The organism is Psychrobacter sp. ANT_H59 (assembly GCF_008369225.1).
Lineage (GTDB): Bacteria > Pseudomonadota > Gammaproteobacteria > Pseudomonadales > Moraxellaceae > Psychrobacter > Psychrobacter cryohalolentis.
The window spans coordinates 56,751-76,942 of record NZ_VOBE01000007.1; the positions used below are offsets into that span (position 1 = coordinate 56,751).

The 20,192-nt window shown below is 42.2% G+C and carries 15 protein-coding genes and 1 tRNA gene; 7 read left to right on the forward strand and 9 right to left on the reverse strand.

What is annotated here, in order from left to right:
- Positions 1-3: 3 nt before the first annotated feature.
- The 9 genes from rplW to FQ083_RS11285 all read right to left on the reverse strand — a co-directional run bounded on the left by rplW (position 4) and on the right by FQ083_RS11285 (position 7,848).
- A complete protein-coding gene (rplW, locus tag FQ083_RS11245; protein ID WP_011279789.1) occupies positions 4-354 on the reverse strand; it encodes a 50S ribosomal protein L23 in 351 nt (116 codons plus the stop codon).
- Positions 351-953: a 50S ribosomal protein L4 gene (gene rplD / locus FQ083_RS11250; RefSeq protein WP_011512852.1), complete on the reverse strand. Its 603-nt coding sequence runs from the start codon at positions 951-953 to the stop codon at positions 351-353. Before rplD ends, rplW begins: the two co-directional genes overlap by 4 nt.
- Before the next feature lie 14 nt (positions 954-967).
- A complete protein-coding gene (gene rplC / locus FQ083_RS11255) occupies positions 968-1,606 on the reverse strand; it encodes a 50S ribosomal protein L3 (RefSeq protein ID WP_011512851.1) in 639 nt (212 codons plus the stop codon).
- A 48-nt stretch (positions 1,607-1,654) separates the two neighbouring features.
- Entirely contained in the window at positions 1,655-1,966 is a 312-nt protein-coding gene (rpsJ, locus tag FQ083_RS11260) for a 30S ribosomal protein S10 (RefSeq protein WP_010196670.1), read from the reverse strand.
- Between the two features lie 486 nt (positions 1,967-2,452).
- Entirely contained in the window at positions 2,453-4,039 is a 1,587-nt protein-coding gene (locus FQ083_RS11265; RefSeq protein ID WP_149409904.1) for a ribonuclease E/G, read from the reverse strand.
- Positions 4,040-4,264: 225 nt separating this feature from the next.
- On the reverse strand, positions 4,265-4,945 hold the full coding sequence (locus tag FQ083_RS11270) for a Maf family protein (RefSeq protein ID WP_149409905.1): 681 nt from the start codon (positions 4,943-4,945) through the stop codon (positions 4,265-4,267).
- A gap of 140 nt (positions 4,946-5,085) precedes the next feature.
- Entirely contained in the window at positions 5,086-5,571 is a 486-nt protein-coding gene (gene mreD, locus FQ083_RS11275) for a rod shape-determining protein MreD (protein WP_149409906.1), read from the reverse strand.
- 142 nt (positions 5,572-5,713) lie between these two features.
- Positions 5,714-6,574: a rod shape-determining protein MreC gene (mreC, locus tag FQ083_RS11280; RefSeq protein ID WP_149409907.1), complete on the reverse strand. Its 861-nt coding sequence runs from the start codon at positions 6,572-6,574 to the stop codon at positions 5,714-5,716.
- Between the two features lie 245 nt (positions 6,575-6,819).
- On the reverse strand, positions 6,820-7,848 hold the full coding sequence (locus FQ083_RS11285; RefSeq protein WP_011512846.1) for a rod shape-determining protein: 1,029 nt from the start codon (positions 7,846-7,848) through the stop codon (positions 6,820-6,822).
- Between the two features lie 694 nt (positions 7,849-8,542).
- Between FQ083_RS11285 and gatC the strand changes: the two genes are divergently transcribed.
- From gatC to FQ083_RS11320, 7 genes are all read left to right on the forward strand, one after another.
- Positions 8,543-8,857 (forward strand): Asp-tRNA(Asn)/Glu-tRNA(Gln) amidotransferase subunit GatC, encoded by a 315-nt coding sequence (gatC, locus tag FQ083_RS11290; RefSeq protein WP_011512845.1) that lies wholly within the window; start codon positions 8,543-8,545, stop codon positions 8,855-8,857.
- A 65-nt stretch (positions 8,858-8,922) separates the two neighbouring features.
- Positions 8,923-10,419: an Asp-tRNA(Asn)/Glu-tRNA(Gln) amidotransferase subunit GatA gene (gene gatA / locus FQ083_RS11295; RefSeq protein ID WP_149409908.1), complete on the forward strand. Its 1,497-nt coding sequence runs from the start codon at positions 8,923-8,925 to the stop codon at positions 10,417-10,419.
- Positions 10,419-11,948: an Asp-tRNA(Asn)/Glu-tRNA(Gln) amidotransferase subunit GatB gene (gene gatB / locus FQ083_RS11300; protein WP_149409909.1), complete on the forward strand. Its 1,530-nt coding sequence runs from the start codon at positions 10,419-10,421 to the stop codon at positions 11,946-11,948. The genes gatA and gatB overlap by 1 nt, the downstream gene beginning before the upstream one ends.
- A gap of 114 nt (positions 11,949-12,062) precedes the next feature.
- Positions 12,063-12,139 (forward strand) — tRNA-Pro (locus tag FQ083_RS11305).
- 163 nt (positions 12,140-12,302) lie between these two features.
- On the forward strand, positions 12,303-13,547 hold the full coding sequence (locus FQ083_RS11310; protein ID WP_149409910.1) for a tyrosine-type recombinase/integrase: 1,245 nt from the start codon (positions 12,303-12,305) through the stop codon (positions 13,545-13,547).
- Positions 13,548-13,721: 174 nt separating this feature from the next.
- A complete protein-coding gene (locus FQ083_RS11315; protein ID WP_149409911.1) occupies positions 13,722-18,812 on the forward strand; it encodes a DEAD/DEAH box helicase in 5,091 nt (1,696 codons plus the stop codon).
- A gap of 196 nt (positions 18,813-19,008) precedes the next feature.
- Positions 19,009-20,124 carry a hypothetical protein gene (locus tag FQ083_RS11320; RefSeq protein ID WP_149409912.1) on the forward strand — a complete coding sequence of 372 codons (1,116 nt, stop codon included), beginning with the start codon at positions 19,009-19,011 and terminating at the stop codon, positions 20,122-20,124.
- Positions 20,125-20,192: the final 68 nt, after the last annotated feature.

Genomic DNA, 20,192 nt, shown 5'->3' on the forward strand with positions numbered 1-20,192 from the left:
TCCTTATTCGTTATTCGCTGTTTCACTAGTAGAAGCAGTCGTATTTGCGACCTCTTCACCAGCATCAGCCATTTGTACATCTTGACCAGCTTTTAAGGTAACATAGGCTTTTTTATAGTCGTTACGACGGCCAATACTTTTACCAAAACGCTTTGTCTTGCCTTTAACGTTCAATGTGTTTACTTTTAAAACTTCAACACCTTCAAACATCATCTCAACTGCTTTTTTAACTTCAAGCTTAGTAGCCTTAGAGTCAATTTTAAATACCTGCACACCAAGTGAGTCGCCAAGCATTTGAGATTTCTCTGAGAATACAGGTCCTCTTAGGATCTGATAAAGTCTTGCGTTATTCATGCTAGTGCTTCCTCAAATTGTTTCGCAGCTTCGACTGTCATGATCACTTTATCAAAAGCGATCAAGCTCACTGGATCCACTTCACTTGTATCAAGTACATTGACATGTGGGATGTTGCGAGCAGCTAAGTATAAGTTTTCGTCAACTTCTTTGGTGACGATCAATGCACGTGATGCATTTAACTCACCTAACTTTGCGATCAGCTCTTTGGTCTTAGGACCAGAAACGCTTATCTCTTCAACCAAAATCAGACGCTCTTGGCGAATCAATTCGGCTAGGATGCACTGCATAGCACCGCGATACATCTTACGGTTAACTTTCTGTGACCAATCTTGTGGCTTAGCCGCGAATGCACGACCGCCCCCACGCCAGATTGGGCTACGAATAGAACCTGCACGAGCGCGACCAGTACCTTTTTGGCGCCATGGCTTAATGCCACCACCAGAAACTTCGGCACGGGTCTTTTGAGCGCGTGTACCTTGACGAGCACCAGCAAGATATGCGGTGACGACTTGATGCACTAGTGCTTCGTTGAATTCACGACCGAAAGCCGTATCAGAAAGCTCAACTGCCGCCCCTGTAACTGTTTTTAAATCCACGTTAATCCCCTTGCTTAGGCTTTGACTGACGGACGTACGATGACATCGCCACCGGTGGCACCTGGGATAGCACCCTTGATGACAAGTAACCCATTTTCAACATCAACCGATATCACTTCTAGGCCTTGAACGGTAACGCGTTTGTTACCCATCTGACCTGGCATTTTTTTGCCTTTGAAGACTTTACCTGGTGACTGGTTTTGACCAGTTGAACCAATGGCACGGTGAGATACTGAGTTACCATGAGTGGCATCTTGCATGCTGAAGTTGTGACGCTTCACGCCGCCTTGAAAGCCTTTACCTTTACTGTTTCCTGTGACATCAACCATCTGACCTTGTTCGAACAAGTCAGCTAGGATCTCACCACCAATCTCACGACCTTCAAGATCGCTATCATTGGCACGAAATTCCCAAACACCACGACCAGCGGCAACGCCGGCTTTAGCGAAGTGACCTTTTTGAGCTGCTGTTACGCGGCTGTCACGACGGGTGCCTGTGGTAACTTGGATGGCTTGATAGCCATCTACATCAGTATTTTTTACTTGAGTAATGCGGTTAGCACTGATCTCAACCACTGTTACAGGGATAGATGCGCCTGCTTCAGTGAAGACACGGGTCATGCCGCATTTTTTACCGACTAAACCGATCGCCATTTTAGACCTCTTTATATCTTATATTAATGGGTTGGGTGTTTATGTGCATTAACCCAAAGCAATTTGAACGTCAACACCCGCCGCTAAGTCAAGCTTCATTAGCGCATCCACAGTTTTATCGGTAGGTTGAACAATGTCAACCATACGCTTATGAGTACGAATTTCGTACTGATCACGAGCGTCTTTGTTTACGTGTGGTGAAGTTAGAACGTTGAAGCGCTCAATGCGAGTCGGCAACGGTACAGGACCACAAACTTGCGCACCGGTGCGCTTTGCAGTATCAACAATCTCTTGTGCAGATTGATCAATCAGACGATGATCAAAAGACTTAAGACGGATACGGATTCTCTGGTTAGCCATGCCAGCAAGCTCCTAATATGTGCTTTTGTCATTCTTGCTTTGCAAGGATATGAGCAAAAGCCGTTTGGTTAAATATTCACTTAAAGCGGCCTTCTGTTCTAAACCAGAATGAGTTCTTTATCCGAACTTATAGCGTGCCAAAAGCAAAATAGTTTAAAGCCCCGCCGACCCTTCCATTGTAGGATGTCAGCAAAGGCATAATGAAATAGTGCTAGAAACGATGCTCTAGCTGTCATAGCGCCAGCTGTTTGATTGGCTGCGCATATATAATTCAGTGGCCTGTATTATACATAATAATCAGATGATTGCAAGGGGCTTATTTACAATGATATACACAACTGTTTGATATAAATATTGGTTTTTAAACCAGATCCTCTAACTTTTAACCAATTGCTTACTAATCCTCAAAACTAAACCGTCCCATTAAATGCCCTAAGTTTTCAACATTTGACGGTAATACTTACTATCCAGATCCCGCCTTGACGTTCAATCTAATACTATATCGTATTGTTCTTGGGTATATAAATTCTCAACATCGAAGGTAATCACTCTACCCAGCAAATACTCTAAATCTGCCACAGTATCCGATTCTGACGTCAGTAATAAATCAATCACTGCCGCATGAGCGACCACCGTAAACTTCTTTGGAGAATTATAAGTACGAGCACAGCGCATGATTTCACGAAATATCTCAAAGCAGACCGTTTCAGCGGTTTTGACAAAGCCGCGCCCTTGACAGGTCGAGCAAGGCTCACATAGTTGCTGACCAAGCGATTCACGAGTACGCTTACGGGTCATCTCAACCAAACCAAGCTCACTGACTTGAGTGATTTTGGTTTTGGCATAATCTTGTACTAGCTGTGACTGCAAGCTCTCTAAGATATCATCCTTATGCTGCTGCTCAAGCATATCGATGAAGTCTAGGATAATAATACCGCCTAGATTACGTAAGCGCAGTTGACGGGCTATTGCGTGTGTTGCCTCTAGATTTGTTTTGTAAACGGTATCTTCTAATGAACGCCCACCAACGAATGAGCCAGTATTGACATCAATGGTGGTCATTGCTTCGGTTTGGTCAATAATCAGGTAGCCGCCTGACTTTAAATCAACGCGGCGTTTGAGCGCATCACGTAAATCATCTTCGACGCGGTGCACATCAAACAGAGACTGCTCAGCGGTATAATGTACTATGCGATCATAGACAAAAGGCACAAATTCCTTGGCAAAGTATCTAACCTGCTCATATATCTGCGAATTATCAATCACGACTTTTTCGGTACCAGCGTGTACCAAATCACGGATAGAACGCAGTGGTAGCGATAATTCTTGATAAATAAGCTCTGAGCTTTGATTAGGCTTCATTTCTTGGCGACGGGCACATATCGTTCGCCATAGTTGCAAGAGATAGTAGATGTCTTCTTCAAGTTTATCAACGGGGACACGTTCAGCGGCTGTACGTGCAATAAGACCGCCCTTGAGGTTGACGGTTTGCATCAGGCTAGTAAGCTCAGTCTTGAGACGGGTACGCTCTTCTTCACCATCAATACGCTGCGAGATACCGATATGCTCACTCGATGGCAAGTAGACCAGATAGCGAGATGGCAGTGATATATTGGTGGTTAAGCGCGCGCCTTTACTGCCCAGCTGATCTTTGGTGACTTGAACTAAGATACGTTGGCTCTCGTGTAGGCGATGCTGGATGAGAGTTTTCGAAACTGGTACAACTTCTGTGTTCTGCGTACTTATTACAGGCGGCGTAATGGCTAAATCGTCAGCCGTCACCTCTATAATAGTGCGCTCATCATCAGCCTTTTCGACTTTACTGCTTTTGGCAGCTGGACGAGGTTCACGCTGCATATCATTAACGTGTAAGAATGCAGTACGTGACTGACCAATATCGACAAAGGCTGCCTGCATACCCGGCAGAACGCGCACCACTGTACCCAAGTAAATGTTACCAACCAAACCCAGTTTATGATGACGCTCAATATAAATCTCGCCCAAGATGCCGTTATCTAATACGGCGACACGGGACTCCATGGGACTAATATTAATCAGCAGCTCTTCGGACATAGTATTTTCTCTTATCACTTAGCTTTCTGGTGAAGCATTCATAGTTTGGTAGCCTGACAGTGTAACAAATGCCACTTGCTTTTGCCCATGACACAAGCGTGTCATTATGTGCAGATGGTTTAATATCAAGCTTCATCTTAAAGCACTGCTGGATCCATACCCCTACTCTCACTTTTTTCAAACATTTAAGATTTATTGATTACTGCCTATTTAGGCATCAAAATTTTAAAGCGTATCAGTGTCATTCATCTCTTTAATCAATGTTAGCGTTTGGGCAAGCGGTAAGCCTACCACATTGGTATAGCTGCCATTGATACGGCTAACCCAAGCCGCACCCAAACCTTGAATACCATAGCCACCTGCCTTGTCTACAGGCTCGCCGCTGTCCCAATAATCACTCATCATCTCTGGGGTAAGCGCTATAAAGGTGACATCTGTGCGTTCAATGATTTGTTGCTGATTGATGATTTGCCATACTTGCTCATTGTTGAACTCATCAGAACGTTTAGGCTGTAATGAGAATTGCGTCGCTTGTACCGCCGTCCATACTTCATGAGTACTATCGGACATTTGCTGCCACATACGATAAGCATCTTCGCGATTATTTGGTTTGACCAAGACTGTTTTGCCATCTGGCAATACCCCAATGGTATCAGAGGTCAATAAAATAATGGGCTTCGATAAGAGTGATTGATATAAGTGAGCGTCATTATTCTTTAACTGTCTATTTAGCTGCACAGTTGCTGCCTCTGCTTTGGCGGCGACCATACGGACAATATAATCTTTGGGCGACTCATCTTGATAAGGCGTTTCATCGATATCAACACTGATGACCGTAAATTCTAGTTGCACTCTACTTAGTAACTCGCGACGACGCGGCGAGCCGGATGCTAAGATAATATCCATCACTACTCTCTATATTATGTAGAAACTTGATATTGATAGGTTTAGTCATAAATAAACGAGGGTCGTTTATCGTTGATGCTTATAAAAACCATGTGTGACGAAAATACTTATATTGATAATCGATGTAATAATCAATCTGATTAACGCACAAATTTTCGTAACGTCAATAGTACCAATGGCCAGCTAATAATACTCATCAATAAAGAAAAAGTAGATTGGGCAACAAAGACATCTTGTACAAACATCTGTAGCATCCACAGACTCGCTTGAAATACAAATAATCCTAAACTCGCTATTATCCATGCACTAATCGTATTTAGCTGTCTGATATAGATACTGGTCACCTTTATCATAAGCGCCACTGCCACAGCAGAAAAAGCCTGCTGTCCTAAATGAGTATCCATCAGCAAATCAGCAATAAGGCCAATAGAAAAGGCACTAAAAATGCCCACATAACGCGGCTGAAACAATAACCAAAAAATCAATACCATGATCATGATCATAGGACGCAATGTGGCCATACTAGGACTTAATGGATAAACACTGAGCGATGAGGCAATAATAAAACTCAGTACAATCACGGCATGCAGCAGCCCATTTGCATGATCAGAATCAGGATATGCCATGAATACGTACCTTTAGCGGATGTTTAGCAGCTACTTAATAATGAATTCAGCATTGCAGGGAATAAAAAACGAGGAGTAAAACAGCGCACTTAAATAGAATAGCGGCTGATTATCAGGCAATGATTATCTCTAACAATGACCATCAAGACTCATTGATGCCAATATTGTTTTTATTAGCCAGCTTGTCTTGCAGTATCAGCACATAAGCATTATCGACAAAGTTTGCGGCAGGTGTGACATCAATGCTTCTAAAATTATCCGCTTGCGTGTCTTCAATATGGGCGATACGACCAACACGGTAGCCTGCAGGGATACGCCCCCCTAATCCAGACGAGACCAGCTCATCCCCGACGCGTACATCTGAGGTTTTAAAGACATACTCAAGGCTCAATGAAGTAGGTATACCCTGACCAGTGACAATAGCGCGCTGACCTGTCCGCTTGACAGTAACAGCGACGGACTGCTGTTCATCAGTAATAAGCAATAAACGGCTGGTATTAGGATAGACATTGATAATCTGCCCTAAAATGCCGTTTTCATCAATGACCGTTTGCCCAACTTGTACCCCATCTTGCTCCCCTTTATTCAACACCACAATTTGACGCAGTAGATTGGTGTCAGTACCAATTACCTGTGCCAGATTTAAATCAAATTGTTCAGGGCGTGTGGTCGATAGAATACCTTGCAGGCGAGCGTTTTGCGCCAAGATATAATCTTGCTGCTGCAATTTAGCTTGCGCGTGAATAAGTTGAGATCTGAGCTGCATGTTTTCGCGGCGCAGCGTTTCTTTTGATTGTAGGCTGCCGCTTGACCAGTGTTGTGCATAACTGGGTAATAATGACAGCTCGTAAATAGGCTGCATTGCGGCGTGGCTCGTTGAGCGTATAGGCTTGAACCATTCTGGATTTTTGCTATCAAACCACATCAATATCAATGCCACTATTAATAAAACAGCAGTCATACGAAGCGCGAGTGGCTGGCGAGCAAAAATACTTGGAGTCATAGTTCGTCTAATGTAGAGGTTTTAATGTGAGCATTAGCCAGCACTGAATAGCACTATATAAAAGGCATTTGATATCAAAAAAAAGCTCAGTATCTATCAGATATTGATTGCCTTTATTGATAATATTAAAGGCAACCTTTTTGGCTACCTTCAATGTTATTCATCTATCCTTTCTCATGCCTAGTTATCGTTAATTTCAGCCTTGTCTAACATTGCTAGTATGACAATGCTTGATAAACAGTGATTTATACAAAAATCATATTTAGGCTTTTGTTATTGATAAAATCAAGCGCAATACCGCCACCACGGCTCACGCAAGTTAATGGATCTTCAGCGACTGTAACTGGTAAGCCTGTCTCTCTTGAGATGAGCTTATCTAAGTCACGTAATAGTGCGCCGCCACCGGTCAAGACAATACCGCGTTCAGCGATGTCTGATGACAACTCTGGTGGCGTCTGCTCAAGTGCTGCTTTTACCGCACTAACGATACCACTTAACGGATCACTCAAAGCTTTTTGCACTTCTTCTGAGTTGACCGTGAAGGTTTTTGGTACGCCTTCTGCCATGCTACGTCCGCGTACTTCTACTTCTAACTGGCTGTCTTCATTTAGCGCAGAGCCAACTTCTTGTTTGATACGCTCAGCGGTGGTTTCACCAATCACGCAGCCATGAATACGACGTACATGGGTAATAATGGCATCATCAAACATATCGCCACCGATACGGATAGACTCAGCATAGACACAACCTGACAAAGCGATAACGGCAATCTCAGTGGTACCACCGCCGATATCAACGACCATCGAACCGCTGGCTTCATGAACCGGCATGCCAGCACCAATCGCTGCTGCCATTGGCTCTTCTAGTAACAATACTTTGCTGGCGCCAGCTGACGATACCGCTTCACGAATCGCTTTTCGCTCGACAAGGGTAGACTTGCAAGGCACGCAAACCACCACATTAGGCTGTGCCATAAAACGCTTAGCTTTTACCTTGGCGATAAAATGCTTAAGCATTTTTTGCGTCACTTCAAAGTCAGCAATTACGCCGTCTTTTAATGGGCGGATAGCCGTAATATTGGCAGGCGTACGACCCAGCATCTGCTTGGCATCAATACCAACAGCAGCAACGGTAGGGTTCTGTGTGCGATTGCTTCTTAAAGCGACCACCGTAGGCTCATCGAGCACCACGCCTTTACCAGGAATAAAAATAAGGGTGTTCGCAGTACCGAGGTCGATTGCGATATTATTTGATAAAAATCCAAACAGGTTCATGACTAATATTTCCAGCGTATTACAAATGAGGCGAATGAGGCAAATGAGAGTGACCGAGGGATTACTCGTCAGTATTGAGCAGGTCGTCTTTAGACATTACCCGTGGCGAGAGTTTATCATCGTAACAAGTCAAACCGAAGCTATAATGATGAAATGAAAAAACTGAGCTAAATTATACCGATTTGGCTCAAAAAAAACACAGATATTTGCATCAGTACGCTAGGATTTTGCGCTTATACGCTAAAAGTTGTTACAAAGTTTGAAATCGCAGACCATACCAGCCGCTTTGATGAAACAGCCTTTAATTCAATCACTAACAAGCAGCTACCGTCTTATGATACTTACTAAGTAGTTTGCTTGATAACTTGCTTAGCAGCAGCAGCTACCCACTGTAACGTATTTCGTCATTAAATGGGGAGCTATTGACCATCAACTTTTTACTATCCAGTCAGCTTTGCATAATTGCTTATTCAGTTGAGCCTTTTTTAATAGAAGAGTCGTGAATAAAGCCCTTTTAAGCAATCTTGTGAGTAAAGATTGTGCTGTAATCAAGTGTCCTACTCTGTAAACTTCGGTCAGATGCTTTATAATAAAGCCACTGTATACTTACATCTTTATATAAGTCGCTTATTTTAGTCTTATCTGTTTTAGTCATATTCTACTCTAACAAAAACTGTCCGTAACTGGAGACACTATGTCACAGCAACCATTAACGTCTGACAACACTGTCAGCCGTGAAGAAATCCTAGAAGTTGCCAACCTTGCCCGTTTAGGTGTCGATGAAAATACTGCCGATAGCTATGCTGCTGATATCTCTAAAATACTTAAGCTGATGAACACGCTTGGTAATGTCGATACCACCGATATCAAACCTTTATCAAACATTCATGAAGCTTGCCAAGATTTGCGTGCTGATGTCGCTAAACACGATATCAATCGTGAACGCAATCAATCGGTTGCCCCTGCTGTCGAAGATGGCTTGTATTTGGTACCGCAAGTGATTGAATAGGCGGCTGTCGCTCTCTGATTTCGTATCTTACTTTATGCTATTAACATTTTGACGGACGACACCTTATGTCTGAACTTCATTTATTAAGTACCCAGCAGCTCATTACTGGTCTGCAAGACAAACAATTTAGCAGCCTTGAGCTGACTGACCACTACATCAAACGTATCAACGCGCTTGATAGCAAGATTAACAGTTTTATCACTCATACCTCTGAGACAGCACGCGCGCAAGCAAAAGCGGCGGACGAGATGCGTGTACAAGGGGACAAACGCCCATTACTTGGCGTACCCATGGCGCATAAGGATATTTTTTGTACTCAAGGCGTATTGACGACCTGTGGCTCTAAAATGCTGCATAACTTTATCTCTCCTTATGATGCGACCATCGTCACTAATATTGATAAAGCTGGAATGATTAGCCTTGGTAAGCTCAATATGGATGAGTTTGCGATGGGCTCAGACAATGAAAGCTCATATTATGGTGCGGTGCACAATCCTTGGAACATAGCGCATGTACCTGGTGGCTCATCAGGTGGTAGTGCAGCAGCCGTTGCAGCAGGATTTGTACCCGTTGCGACTGGTAGTGATACCGGTGGCTCTATTCGTCAGCCTGCCTCATTTTGCGGCTTAACGGGCATCAAACCTACTTATGGTCGTGTCTCTCGCTTCGGTATGATTGCTTATGCCTCGAGTCTTGATCAAGCTGGTAGTATGGGTCGCAGTGCCATGGACTGTGCCTTCCTATTACAGCCAATGATTGGTCATGACCCACGCGATGCGACTTCTATCAAATATGACATGCCTGATTATGTACAAGATTTAAATGACGCAGCTACCAGCGCTGGTGATAAACCGTTTGCCGGTTTACGTATTGGCGTTGCTAAAGAATACTTTAGTAAAGGACTTGATACTGAAGTCGAACAAGCAGCTCGTGCAGCGTTAAAGAAATACGAAGAACTTGGCGCGACCATTGTAGAGGTGACAATCACTGATCCAGAGATCACCCTTGCTACCTATTATATGCTCGCCCCAGCTGAAGCATCATCAAACCTATCACGCTTCGATGGTGTGCGCTTTGGGTATCGCTGTGAAAACCCTAAAGACTTGATTGACTTATATACGCGCTCGCGTTCTGAAGGCTTTGGTCCTGAAGTACAGCGCCGTATTTTGTCAGGGACTTATGCGCTATCTGCTGGTTACTTTGACGCCTATTATACTAAGGCACAAAAAGTGCGCCGTATCATCGTCAAAGATTTCGAAAATGCTTTTGCCAACTGTGATGTGATCGCCAGTCCAACGGCGCCAACAGCGGCTTATAAACTTGGTGAAGACCTTGATCCTGCAACGATGTACCTAGGTGATGTTTATACCATTGGTGTCAACTTAGCGGGTCTACCTGCGCTTAGTCAGCCAGTTGGTTTAACCTCAGCTGGATTGCCTATTGGTTTGCAATTGATTGGACAATATTGGCAAGAGAGCAAATTGCTCTCTACTGCTCATTTATTCCAGCAGCATACAGATCATCATCTGCAACACTCTACCATCGCGAAGGAGACGGTATAATGAATACAGCAACTACTACTGATAACAACGCCGTTCGCAAACACGATGTTCGTAAAGAGCTATTCGTCGATGGTTATGAAGTGGTCATCGGTATCGAGATTCACTGCCAACTGAACACAGAAAGTAAGATATTCTCGAGCGCGCCGACTGACTTTGGTCACGAGCCAAACAGCCAAGCCAGTATTGTAGATTTAGGCTTACCGGGTGTCTTGCCAGTACTAAATGCTGGTGTGGTTGATCGTGCGCTAAAATTCGGTATAGGTGTCAACGCTGAGCTGGGTCTATTTAATACCTTTGACCGCAAAAACTACTTCTATCCAGACTTGCCTAAAGGCTATCAAATCACCCAGATGGCCAATCCTATCGTTGGCGAAGGCTATATAGATGTCGTGGTCAATGAAGGTGAAAAGAACGAATATCCAAAACGTATGGGTATCACCCGCGCGCATTTAGAAGAAGATGCTGGTAAATCAGTACACGATGCCGTCGATGGTATGACGGGTGTGGATCTTAACCGCGCTGGTACGCCGCTGATCGAAATCGTTTCTGAGCCTGATATGCGCTCGGCTCATGAAGCGCTTGCCTATATCAAAGCCATTCATCAGCTGGTCACGTGGCTGGGTATCTCAGACGCTATCATGGCAGAAGGCTCATTCCGCTGTGATTGTAACGTCTCTATCCGTAAGCCTGGAAGCGAGCTTGGTACACGTACTGAGCTGAAGAACTTAAACTCGTTCCGCTTCATTGAGCGTGCCATCAATCGCGAAATCGAGCGTCAAATCGACATCTTAGAAGATGGCGGTAAAGTTGTACAAGCAACGATGCTTTATGACCCAGAGCGCGACGAAACTCGTGTTATGCGTACCAAAGAAGACGCCAATGATTATCGCTACTTCCCTGATCCTGACTTGCTACCTGTGCGTATTGAGCAGCATACGGTTGATAGTATTCGTGCAGCGATGCCTGAGCTACCGGTTGCCCGCCGTGCGCGTTTTGAAGAAGCGCTTGGTCTTTCAGAATATGATGCTCGTATCTTGACTGGTAGCCGTCAAATTGCTGATTACTTTGAAAATGTGGTTGCAGAAGTTGGGCAAGCAGATGCCAAAATGGCGGCTAACTGGATAATGGGTGATTTACTTGGTGCGCTAAACAAAGATGATAAGGAAATTACTGACTCCCCTATCAGCGCCAAGCAATTGGCTGGTATGCTAGCCCGCATCAAAGACGATACTCTATCTGGCAAATTGGCTAAAAAAGTCTTTATTGCCTTATATGATCGTGAAGGTGGCGATGCTGATGATGCAGCAGATAAAATCATCGAGGAAAAAGGTCTTAAGCAAGAAACCGATACGGGCGCTATCAAAGCCATCGTTGAAGACGTCATTGCTAAAAATGCAGCGATGGTTGAAGAGTATCGCGGCGGTAAAGAAAAAGCCTTCAATGGTTTAGTTGGTCAAGTAATGAAAGCCAGTCGCGGTAGTGCCAATCCACAGCAAGTCAACCAAATTCTGAAAGAGTTACTGGGTTAAGGTTAACTGCTCATTGGTTATACTGGCTATGATATGTAAAATGCCATTGCAGATTTTGGCTGAAATAAATAGCTCTTGCAATATACATAATTTTGCGTAAAATAGTCAGTCATTCGGGGCGTAGCGCAGTCTGGTAGCGCACTACACTGGGGGTGTAGTGGTCGCAGGTTCAAATCCTGCCGTTCCGACCAAACATAGATATAGGGCATACCGTCATTGACCGTATGCCCTTTATTTTGGGCGTTTTTCAGGTATTGAGCGTTATATAGGTGTATGGCGTTCCATATAGAATGTTGGTATTATTGTTGGTATTGAGCAGTACCAACATGGACAATACCAACAAAGGATAGACCCATGCCCCTAACCCATACAGGTATCAACAAGCTACAGCCTAGTAGCACCTCAATTGACACAAAACGACCTGATAAACACAGTGATGGTAACGGGCTGCAATTATGGGTGCGTTATACGGGCGTTAAGTCATGGATCAGCGCCTACCGTTGGCAAGGCAAACAGCAAACCCTCACTATTGGCACTTATCCAGTAATGAGCCTACAAAATGCACGCCAGCGCAATATTGAGATTAAACGCTTGATAGCTGATGGTGTGAACCCTAAAGACGATAGGAAAAAGACACAAGCCGACAATGACGGATCAAGGGTGTTCGATACCATAGCCCAGCGTTGGCATGATGACCGCAAAGCGCATATAGCCCCTACTACCTATAGCCGTGATTACTCGCAGTATCAACGCGATATTAAGCCCTTCATTGGTCACATGAATATAGAAGACATAATCGCGCCTGATGTTTTGGCTATCGGTAAAGCTATCGAAGCAAGAGGCGCTGGTGATATGGCAAGGCGTGCAATGCGTCAAACAGGGCAAATCTTTAAGCAAGCCATACGTGAGGGCTTAACCAACCTGAACCCAGCCAATGACCTAACCGAAGCCCTAAAACCGCATAAAGTGAAGCATCATAGCCGTATCACTAGCCAGCAATTACCAAAGCTACTACATGACATTAACACCTATGAGGGTGATGTACTGATAAAGCTAGGCTTATGGTTTATGTGCTATACGTTTGTGAGGACGCAAGAACTTAGGTTCATGGAATGGTCAGAGATAGACTACAAAGCTAAGATATGGCGCATACCAGCCGAGAAAATGAAAATGGATAGACCGCACTTAGTACCGCTTGCCCCTCAAACAATGGCTATTTTAGAGCAGATCAAGGCGCTAGGGTTTTCAGATAAGTATGTTTTCTTTAATCCATCGACCCGCAAGCCTTACAGCATGAACGGCTTTATCACTGCCCTATGGCGTATGGGTTATAAGGGTAAGATGACAGGGCACGGGTTTAGAGCGCTTGCCAGCACTACCCTACATGAAAATAACTACAAACATGAAGCGATAGAGCTACAGTTAGCCCATGAGAAAGAAAACAAGATAAGCGCAGCCTACAATGGAGCGCAGTATTTACACTATAGAATTAACATGATGAACAAATGGGCTGATTTTATTAGTGATGTGTACGCAGGTAAGCCAGCAAAAGAAGTCTATACCAAATTTAGAATGCCAGTAGAGTACGATGATTACTGATAAGGCGCACGCTGGCAAGTTGTATAACGTTATTGTCATGCCAAAGGCTAAAAATACAGGCACTGCTTAGAATATATGCAAAAACCACTTGCAACTCATTAGTCCAGATAGTCGACCACTAGCTATCTTTATTTATTGTTACATCAACACCAAACTATCAAATGGAAACTCTTTATGTCTGAACTTAATCCCCCTAGCACCCTGCAAAAAATACTTAATGATTATCGCAAGGTGACCCATACTCAAAGAGATTCAGGAACCCTATTTGAAGAGTTGATGATCAAATACTTTGAGAATGAGCCTAAATTTGAGTCTGAGTATAAAGAGGTACTGTCCTATGCAGATTGGGCAGATAAGTATGCGGAAGAATTAGGCTTACCTAATAAAAAAGATACTGGTATTGATCTAGTGGCAACCAATTACTTAGGTGAGCATCATGCTATCCAATGTAAGAACTATGTGCCTAGTCATAAAATGGCAAAGTCTGATATAGATAGCTTTATGAGTGCTTCAGGTAAAAGCTATTTTAGTTATCGTATCGTCGTTAGTACTGTAGATGAGTGGACAGATAATGCGACTCAAATGATCGACAATCAAAACCCACCTGTCAGCATGATTAACCTAGCTGAGCTTGAGCAGTCCTCAATTGATTGGGATGAGTTTTATCAAAGTGAAGAGATTAAGTTTGTTGAAAAATATGAGTTAAGACCACATCAGCAAGGCGCTCATAATGGTGTGATTAATGGCTTAAAAGAGGCGGATAGAGGTAAGTTAATTTTAGCGTGTGGTACTGGCAAAACCTTTACATCGCTACGCATTGCCGAAACTATGGCTGGCAAAGGCAAGAAGGTATTGTTCTTAGTACCAAGCTTAGCGCTTTTGAGTCAAACGCTTAATGAATGGACTCAACAAGCTAAAATACCGCTAAAGAACTTTGCTGTATGTTCAGATAGCGATGTAGGTAAACGCAGTAAAGGCGATGACGATAGAGTGATTGCTACCCGTTCTGACTTAGACTTTCCTTCTACCACCAACGCTAAAAGCTTATCAAATGCAATCAAAGCATTGCATGATGACGAACACATGACCGTTGTGTATAGCACTTACCATTCTATCAATGTGCTATCAGATGCTCAGATGAGTCATAACACCGGTGAGTTTGATTTAATTATTTGTGATGAAGCCCATCGAACTACAGGTGCGACTTTCGATGATGAAGACGAATCCGCTTTTGTTATGGTGCATAGCGATAACAATATCATGGGGAAAAAGCGTCTTTATATGACGGCAACCCCACGTATTTATAGTGAAGATGCCAAGTCCACAGAATCCGTGCAGTTATGCTCGATGGATGATGAAAAGCTATTTGGTAAAGAGCTTCACGTTATCAACTTCTCACAGGCTGTTGCTTTAGATCTATTGGTTGATTATAAGGTTATTGTATTAAGTGTAGAAGAAAGCGTTATTAGCCGAAGAATACAAAGCCTATTACGTAATGAAGATAACCACCTAAATGTAGATGATGCAGCCAAAATTATTGGGTGCTGGAAAGCACTGGCAAAACATGGTCTTTATGATTCAGACGATCCTATGAGGCGTGCGGTAGCATTCTGTCAGGTGATTGGCACTGACTATAAAGGTAAGGCTCATAAGGTATCTTCTAAGCTTATATCTGAGATGTTTAGTGAGGTCGTAGAAACCTATCAAGCGGCTGAAATTAAGGCTTTACGAGAAGAAGATCCAAATGCCGTCATTCCGCACTCATTAACCTTAAAGTGCAAGGCTGAACACGTTGATGGCAGTATGAATGCCAGTGAGAAACTTGCAAAGCTCGATTGGCTAAAACAAGACCTAGAAGACGATACTTGTCATATTTTATCAAACGTACGCTGTTTATCTGAAGGCGTGGACGTACCAGCGCTTGATGCAGTGATGTTTTTAACCCCTAGGCAATCACAAGTAGATGTGGTGCAGTCCGTTGGTCGTGTAATGCGTAAGTCTGCTGGCAAGAAACTGGGCTATGTCATTCTGCCAGTCGTTGTACCTGCTGGCATGGATCCTGCTGACGCACTTAATGACAACAAAGTCTATAAAGTAGTATGGCAAGTATTAAATGCCCTACGTTCGCATGATGATAGCTTTGATGCCATGATCAATAAGCTTGAGTTTAATGGTCGCGATACTAGCAAAATGGAAGTCATTGCTGTTACGGATAAGGTTCAAAAGAAAACAGCCACCACTACAGGCAAAGCAGGTCAAAAAGCTAAAGGCGGTAGTAGTATTGGCACTGATAATTCAAGTCAGCAACAACAAATGGCAATGGATTTTGAGGTCGGTGAGATTGAACGCGCCTTATATGCCAAGGTAGTCAAAAAATGTGGTAACCGCCACCACTGGGAAGACTGGGCGAATGATGTTGCCAAAATTGCTAACACTCACATTGACCGTATCGAAGCTATTTTAGAAAACCCTGAATACGAAAAAGAGCATAAAGCGTTCAATGCGTTCGCTAATGAGCTACGTGATGATTTAAACGATAGCATTACTGATGAAGAAGTGGTCGAGATGTTGGCTCAACACCTGATCACTAAGCCCGTGTTTGACGCTTTATTTGAGCAATATGAGTTCGCCAAGCGCAATCCGATATCAGTCGCTATGCAAGACCTCTTAGATATCCTTGAGTCTCATAGGCTAGATAAAGAAGCCAAGCAATTAGAGTCATTCTATGAGTCTGTGAAAATGCGTGCCAGCGGTGTGCATAGCGCTGAAGGTAAGCAGAAAATCATTTTAGAGCTATACGATAAATTCTTTAAAAACGCTTTCCCACGTATCACCGAACGCTTAGGTATTGTCTATACGCCTACTGAGGTCGTGGACTTTATCATTCATAGTATCGAAAACGTACTGAATGATGAGTTTGGTGCCAGTCTTGCCGATGAAGGCGTTCATATACTTGATCCATTCACAGGTACGGGCACTTTTGTCACTCGCTTGCTTCAAAGTGGGCTGATTCCTAAAGACAAATTACCTCATAAATACAAGCATGAGATACACGCCAATGAGATCGTACTACTGGCTTACTATATTGCCTGTATTAACATTGAGACGGTCTATCACTCTACAATACTAGACGTTGATACAAAGGATAATAGCAAGGCAAACGAAGTTGGCTATACCCCATTTGAGGGCATTTGTCTGACGGACACTTTTGAGATGTATGAAAAAGGTGATCTAGTCAGTGATCTATTAGAAGACAATAGCGAACGTCGTAAACGTCAAAAAGCGTTAGATATTCGGGTGATTATGGGTAATCCACCCTACTCAGCGGGTCAAACGAGTGAGAATGATAACAACAAAAATGTAGGTTATCCTTCCTTAGATTTGAGCATTGCGAATTCTTATGCTCAAAATAGCACAGCAACGCTTCAGAAGAATCTTTACGATAGTTATATTCGTGCCATACGCTGGGCGTCAGACCGTATCGGTGACAAGGGAGTTATAGGCTTTGTAACTAACGCAAGCTTTGTAGATAGTAACTCAATGGATGGATTAAGGCATTGTTTAGCTAAAGAGTTTAGCAATCTATATATCTTTCATTTGAGAGGCAATCAACGCACCAGTGGCGAACTATCTCGCAAGGAGGGTGGCAAAATTTTTGGCTCTGGAAGCCGAGCGCCTATTGCTATATCTATCCTAGTAAAAAACCCAAAAACCGATAGCACAGGTAAAATCAAGATTCATGATATTGGAGATTATCTAAGCCAAAATAAAAAGCTTGAGATGATCAGTGAGTTTAAAGACTTAAAAGGCATTACTGAATCTAACGGCTGGCAGGAAATAGTTCCTGATGAATTCAACGACTGGATAAATCAGCGTGATCCTAATTTCGATAACTATATCAATCTAGGAGATAAAAAATCTTCTAATAGTATAGCCATATTTGAGAATTACTCACAGGGAGTGTTAACTAGTAGAGATTTTTGGTGTACAAACTTTAGTAAGAGTTCGTTAGCAACTAATATTAGCTCAATGATAAGTTTTTATAATGAGCAACGTGATAATTTTAAAAACCAGTCCTCTAGCGATAACTTGAGTGTAGAGGATATTATAGACACTAATTCAGAAAATATAAGTTGGTCAAGAGCATTGAAAAACCAACTAAAAAGGGATGATTTAATTTCTTTCAATTCTGTAAACATTAGAAGGAACAATTATCGTCCTTACACAGCTACAAATTTTTATTTTCATAGAAGCGTAAATGAAATGGTTTATCAAATGCCGTCGATTTTCCCTTTACCTGAAACAAAAAACAGAGTGATTTGCATAATTGGTAGAGGTGAAAAAGTAGGCTTTAGTAGCTTAGTCTCTGATTTAGTGCCAAATTATCATTTCATGTCTTCTAGTCAATGCTTCCCCTTGTATCTTTATGAAAAAATTGTTGATCAAGCTAGCGAGAATGATGAAACCTTTCAATTTAACTTAACCGCACCTGATGAGCCAATAGATGACGAAAACATCATTACAGATGATAACGGCAAACCTATTTACCGTCGTAAAGATGCGATCACTGATGAGGGCTTAGCACACTTCGTTGATTATTATGCCAGTCAAATGAGCGCAGATGACAGTATCAGTAAAGAAGATTTGTTTTACTATATTTATGGCTTACTTCACAGTGAAGAGTACCGTGAGCGCTATGCTGAGAATTTGACTAAGCAATTACCGAACATCCCACGAGTACAACAATATCAGGACTTCGTAGCATTCAGTAATGCTGGTCGTAAACTAGCCGACTTGCATATTAACTATGAAAACCTCGATATGTACCAAGGAATTAAGTTCACTACCAAACTTACCAATCTAAAGCTAGCTGATGGTCAGCATTGGGCTAAGTCTAAGATAGAAGATGATAAGTTCTATGTGACTAAAATGAAGCACGGTAAGCGTGCAAATCAAGAAACGGGCAAGAATGAAGACGATCCAACTAAGATAGTCTATAACAGCCAAATCACTATTGAGCGCATACCTGAAGAAGCTTATGACTATGTGGTGAACGGCAAGCCAGCCATTGAATGGATCATCGAACGTCAAGGCGTAAAGACTGATAAAAAATCAGGTATTATTAACGATGCAAACGATTGGGCTATCGAGACGATGGATAACCCACGCTATCCGCTTGAACTGCTACTACGTGTCATCAACGTGAGTTTAAAGACTCAATCTATAGTGCGCGAGCTACCTAAGCTGGTATTAGAGAAGATTTAAGGATAGCGGTGCTGTATAACATCGTATTATTTAATAACTAAAGCTTACGAGACAAATATAAGTAGAGGTACACTCTGCTATAACAGCTATGCAAGGCTAGGACTAATTACCCGAACGACAGCTATTCACACCCTTATGCTGTCACTGCCTTGCACCTACTTTGATTTAAGGGTGTAAGGGTGTAAGGGTGTGAATTGTGGGATTAGCTGAAGCGATTACATTAAAAAGTAATGCAGAGCGAGAGAAGTATGTATCAGTTTATGAGGTTATAGAGATTATAGATAGCCATGATACAGACATAATTATCTATGTAATGGATAGTTTAGGCTTATTTTCTTTGACAGTATATGAACTAAGTAACTTAGACCCTTATATTCCTATTTACAAACCGGTATGCAATAGTTATGAGTTAAAGCAGAAAGTTAGAGATTATATAAATGCTAGACGACAATTTATTCATGAAGATAATAATTTTGATGAAAATATGACGTTACAACGTTGTTTGAAGAAACAAAAATTTTGGTCAAGATTTGACTTGTTAAAGATAGAGTTTATAGCTAAAAACACCAGTCTGATAGTTTTAGGTGATAGTAACGCTCTATATTCAATGTACAGTGACATGATAAATAGAAGTGATAGCGAATACTATGAATTACCGAAAAGCAGTCAGCAAGCCATAAAGGATTATATAAATTTAGGCAGATATCAAAGAGAACTAATAAACCTTCCAAGCTACAGCCCTGAACAAATAATATGCCTAATGACCAATGATGACCCAGCTCGTATCAATCGCGATGAAAAGTATCGGGTATATTGGAACATGCTGAACACTGCATTACATGCCAACGAATTAACACCAATCAATGGGGAAAATCTGATCAGGGCTGAACAAGTTAAAGCATGGCTAGCCAAATGTGGTTTTATTTATAAAAATTTTAATGATGATTTAATAATAGAACAATCAGTACAAAACGAAGAACTACAAAAACGCATAGCAGAACCTGAAGCAACCGCTACAAAACTGACAGCCGCCAAAGCTAAATTAACAGACAAGCCAGCTGATGTTAAAAATCCAAATCCTAAAGATAGTGCATATTGTTTGATAGCAGTATTAAAAAATCTATTGTTAGATCCTGATATTAATGCTTTTCATTTTAAAAGCAGTAATATCAACAGTAACAATAAACCGTCACAAACAGGGTTGGCTGAATATATTGATGAAATGAAAATATACGGCATCAAAAAAGATAATATAAATATTCTTTTTCAAAATGCAAATAAGCAGCTAACAGAAGCTAAGAAGAAATCATAAATTGTAAATACTATTTACAGATTGTATTTACAATGCCATAGATAACACTACCCCTTAGAGTATTAACC

Excerpts from the sequence above, each read along its gene's own strand:
- rplW (WP_011279789.1), bottom strand. The coding sequence starts at position 354 with ATGAATAACGCAAGACTTTATCAGATCCTAAGAGGACCTGTATTCTCA.
- rplC (WP_011512851.1), bottom strand. The coding sequence starts at position 1,606 with ATGGCGATCGGTTTAGTCGGTAAAAAATGCGGCATGACCCGTGTCTTC.
- rpsJ (WP_010196670.1), bottom strand. The coding sequence starts at position 1,966 with ATGGCTAACCAGAGAATCCGTATCCGTCTTAAGTCTTTTGATCATCGT.
- FQ083_RS11265 (WP_149409904.1), bottom strand. The coding sequence starts at position 4,039 with ATGTCCGAAGAGCTGCTGATTAATATTAGTCCCATGGAGTCCCGTGTC.
- FQ083_RS11270 (WP_149409905.1), bottom strand. The coding sequence starts at position 4,945 with ATGGATATTATCTTAGCATCCGGCTCGCCGCGTCGTCGCGAGTTACTA.
- mreD (WP_149409906.1), bottom strand. The coding sequence starts at position 5,571 with ATGGCATATCCTGATTCTGATCATGCAAATGGGCTGCTGCATGCCGTG.
- mreC (WP_149409907.1), bottom strand. The coding sequence starts at position 6,574 with ATGACTCCAAGTATTTTTGCTCGCCAGCCACTCGCGCTTCGTATGACT.
- FQ083_RS11285 (WP_011512846.1), bottom strand. The coding sequence starts at position 7,848 with ATGAACCTGTTTGGATTTTTATCAAATAATATCGCAATCGACCTCGGT.
- gatC (WP_011512845.1), top strand. The coding sequence starts at position 8,543 with ATGTCACAGCAACCATTAACGTCTGACAACACTGTCAGCCGTGAAGAA.
- gatA (WP_149409908.1), top strand. The coding sequence starts at position 8,923 with ATGTCTGAACTTCATTTATTAAGTACCCAGCAGCTCATTACTGGTCTG.
- gatB (WP_149409909.1), top strand. The coding sequence starts at position 10,419 with ATGAATACAGCAACTACTACTGATAACAACGCCGTTCGCAAACACGAT.
- FQ083_RS11310 (WP_149409910.1), top strand. The coding sequence starts at position 12,303 with ATGCCCCTAACCCATACAGGTATCAACAAGCTACAGCCTAGTAGCACC.
- FQ083_RS11315 (WP_149409911.1), top strand. The coding sequence starts at position 13,722 with ATGTCTGAACTTAATCCCCCTAGCACCCTGCAAAAAATACTTAATGAT.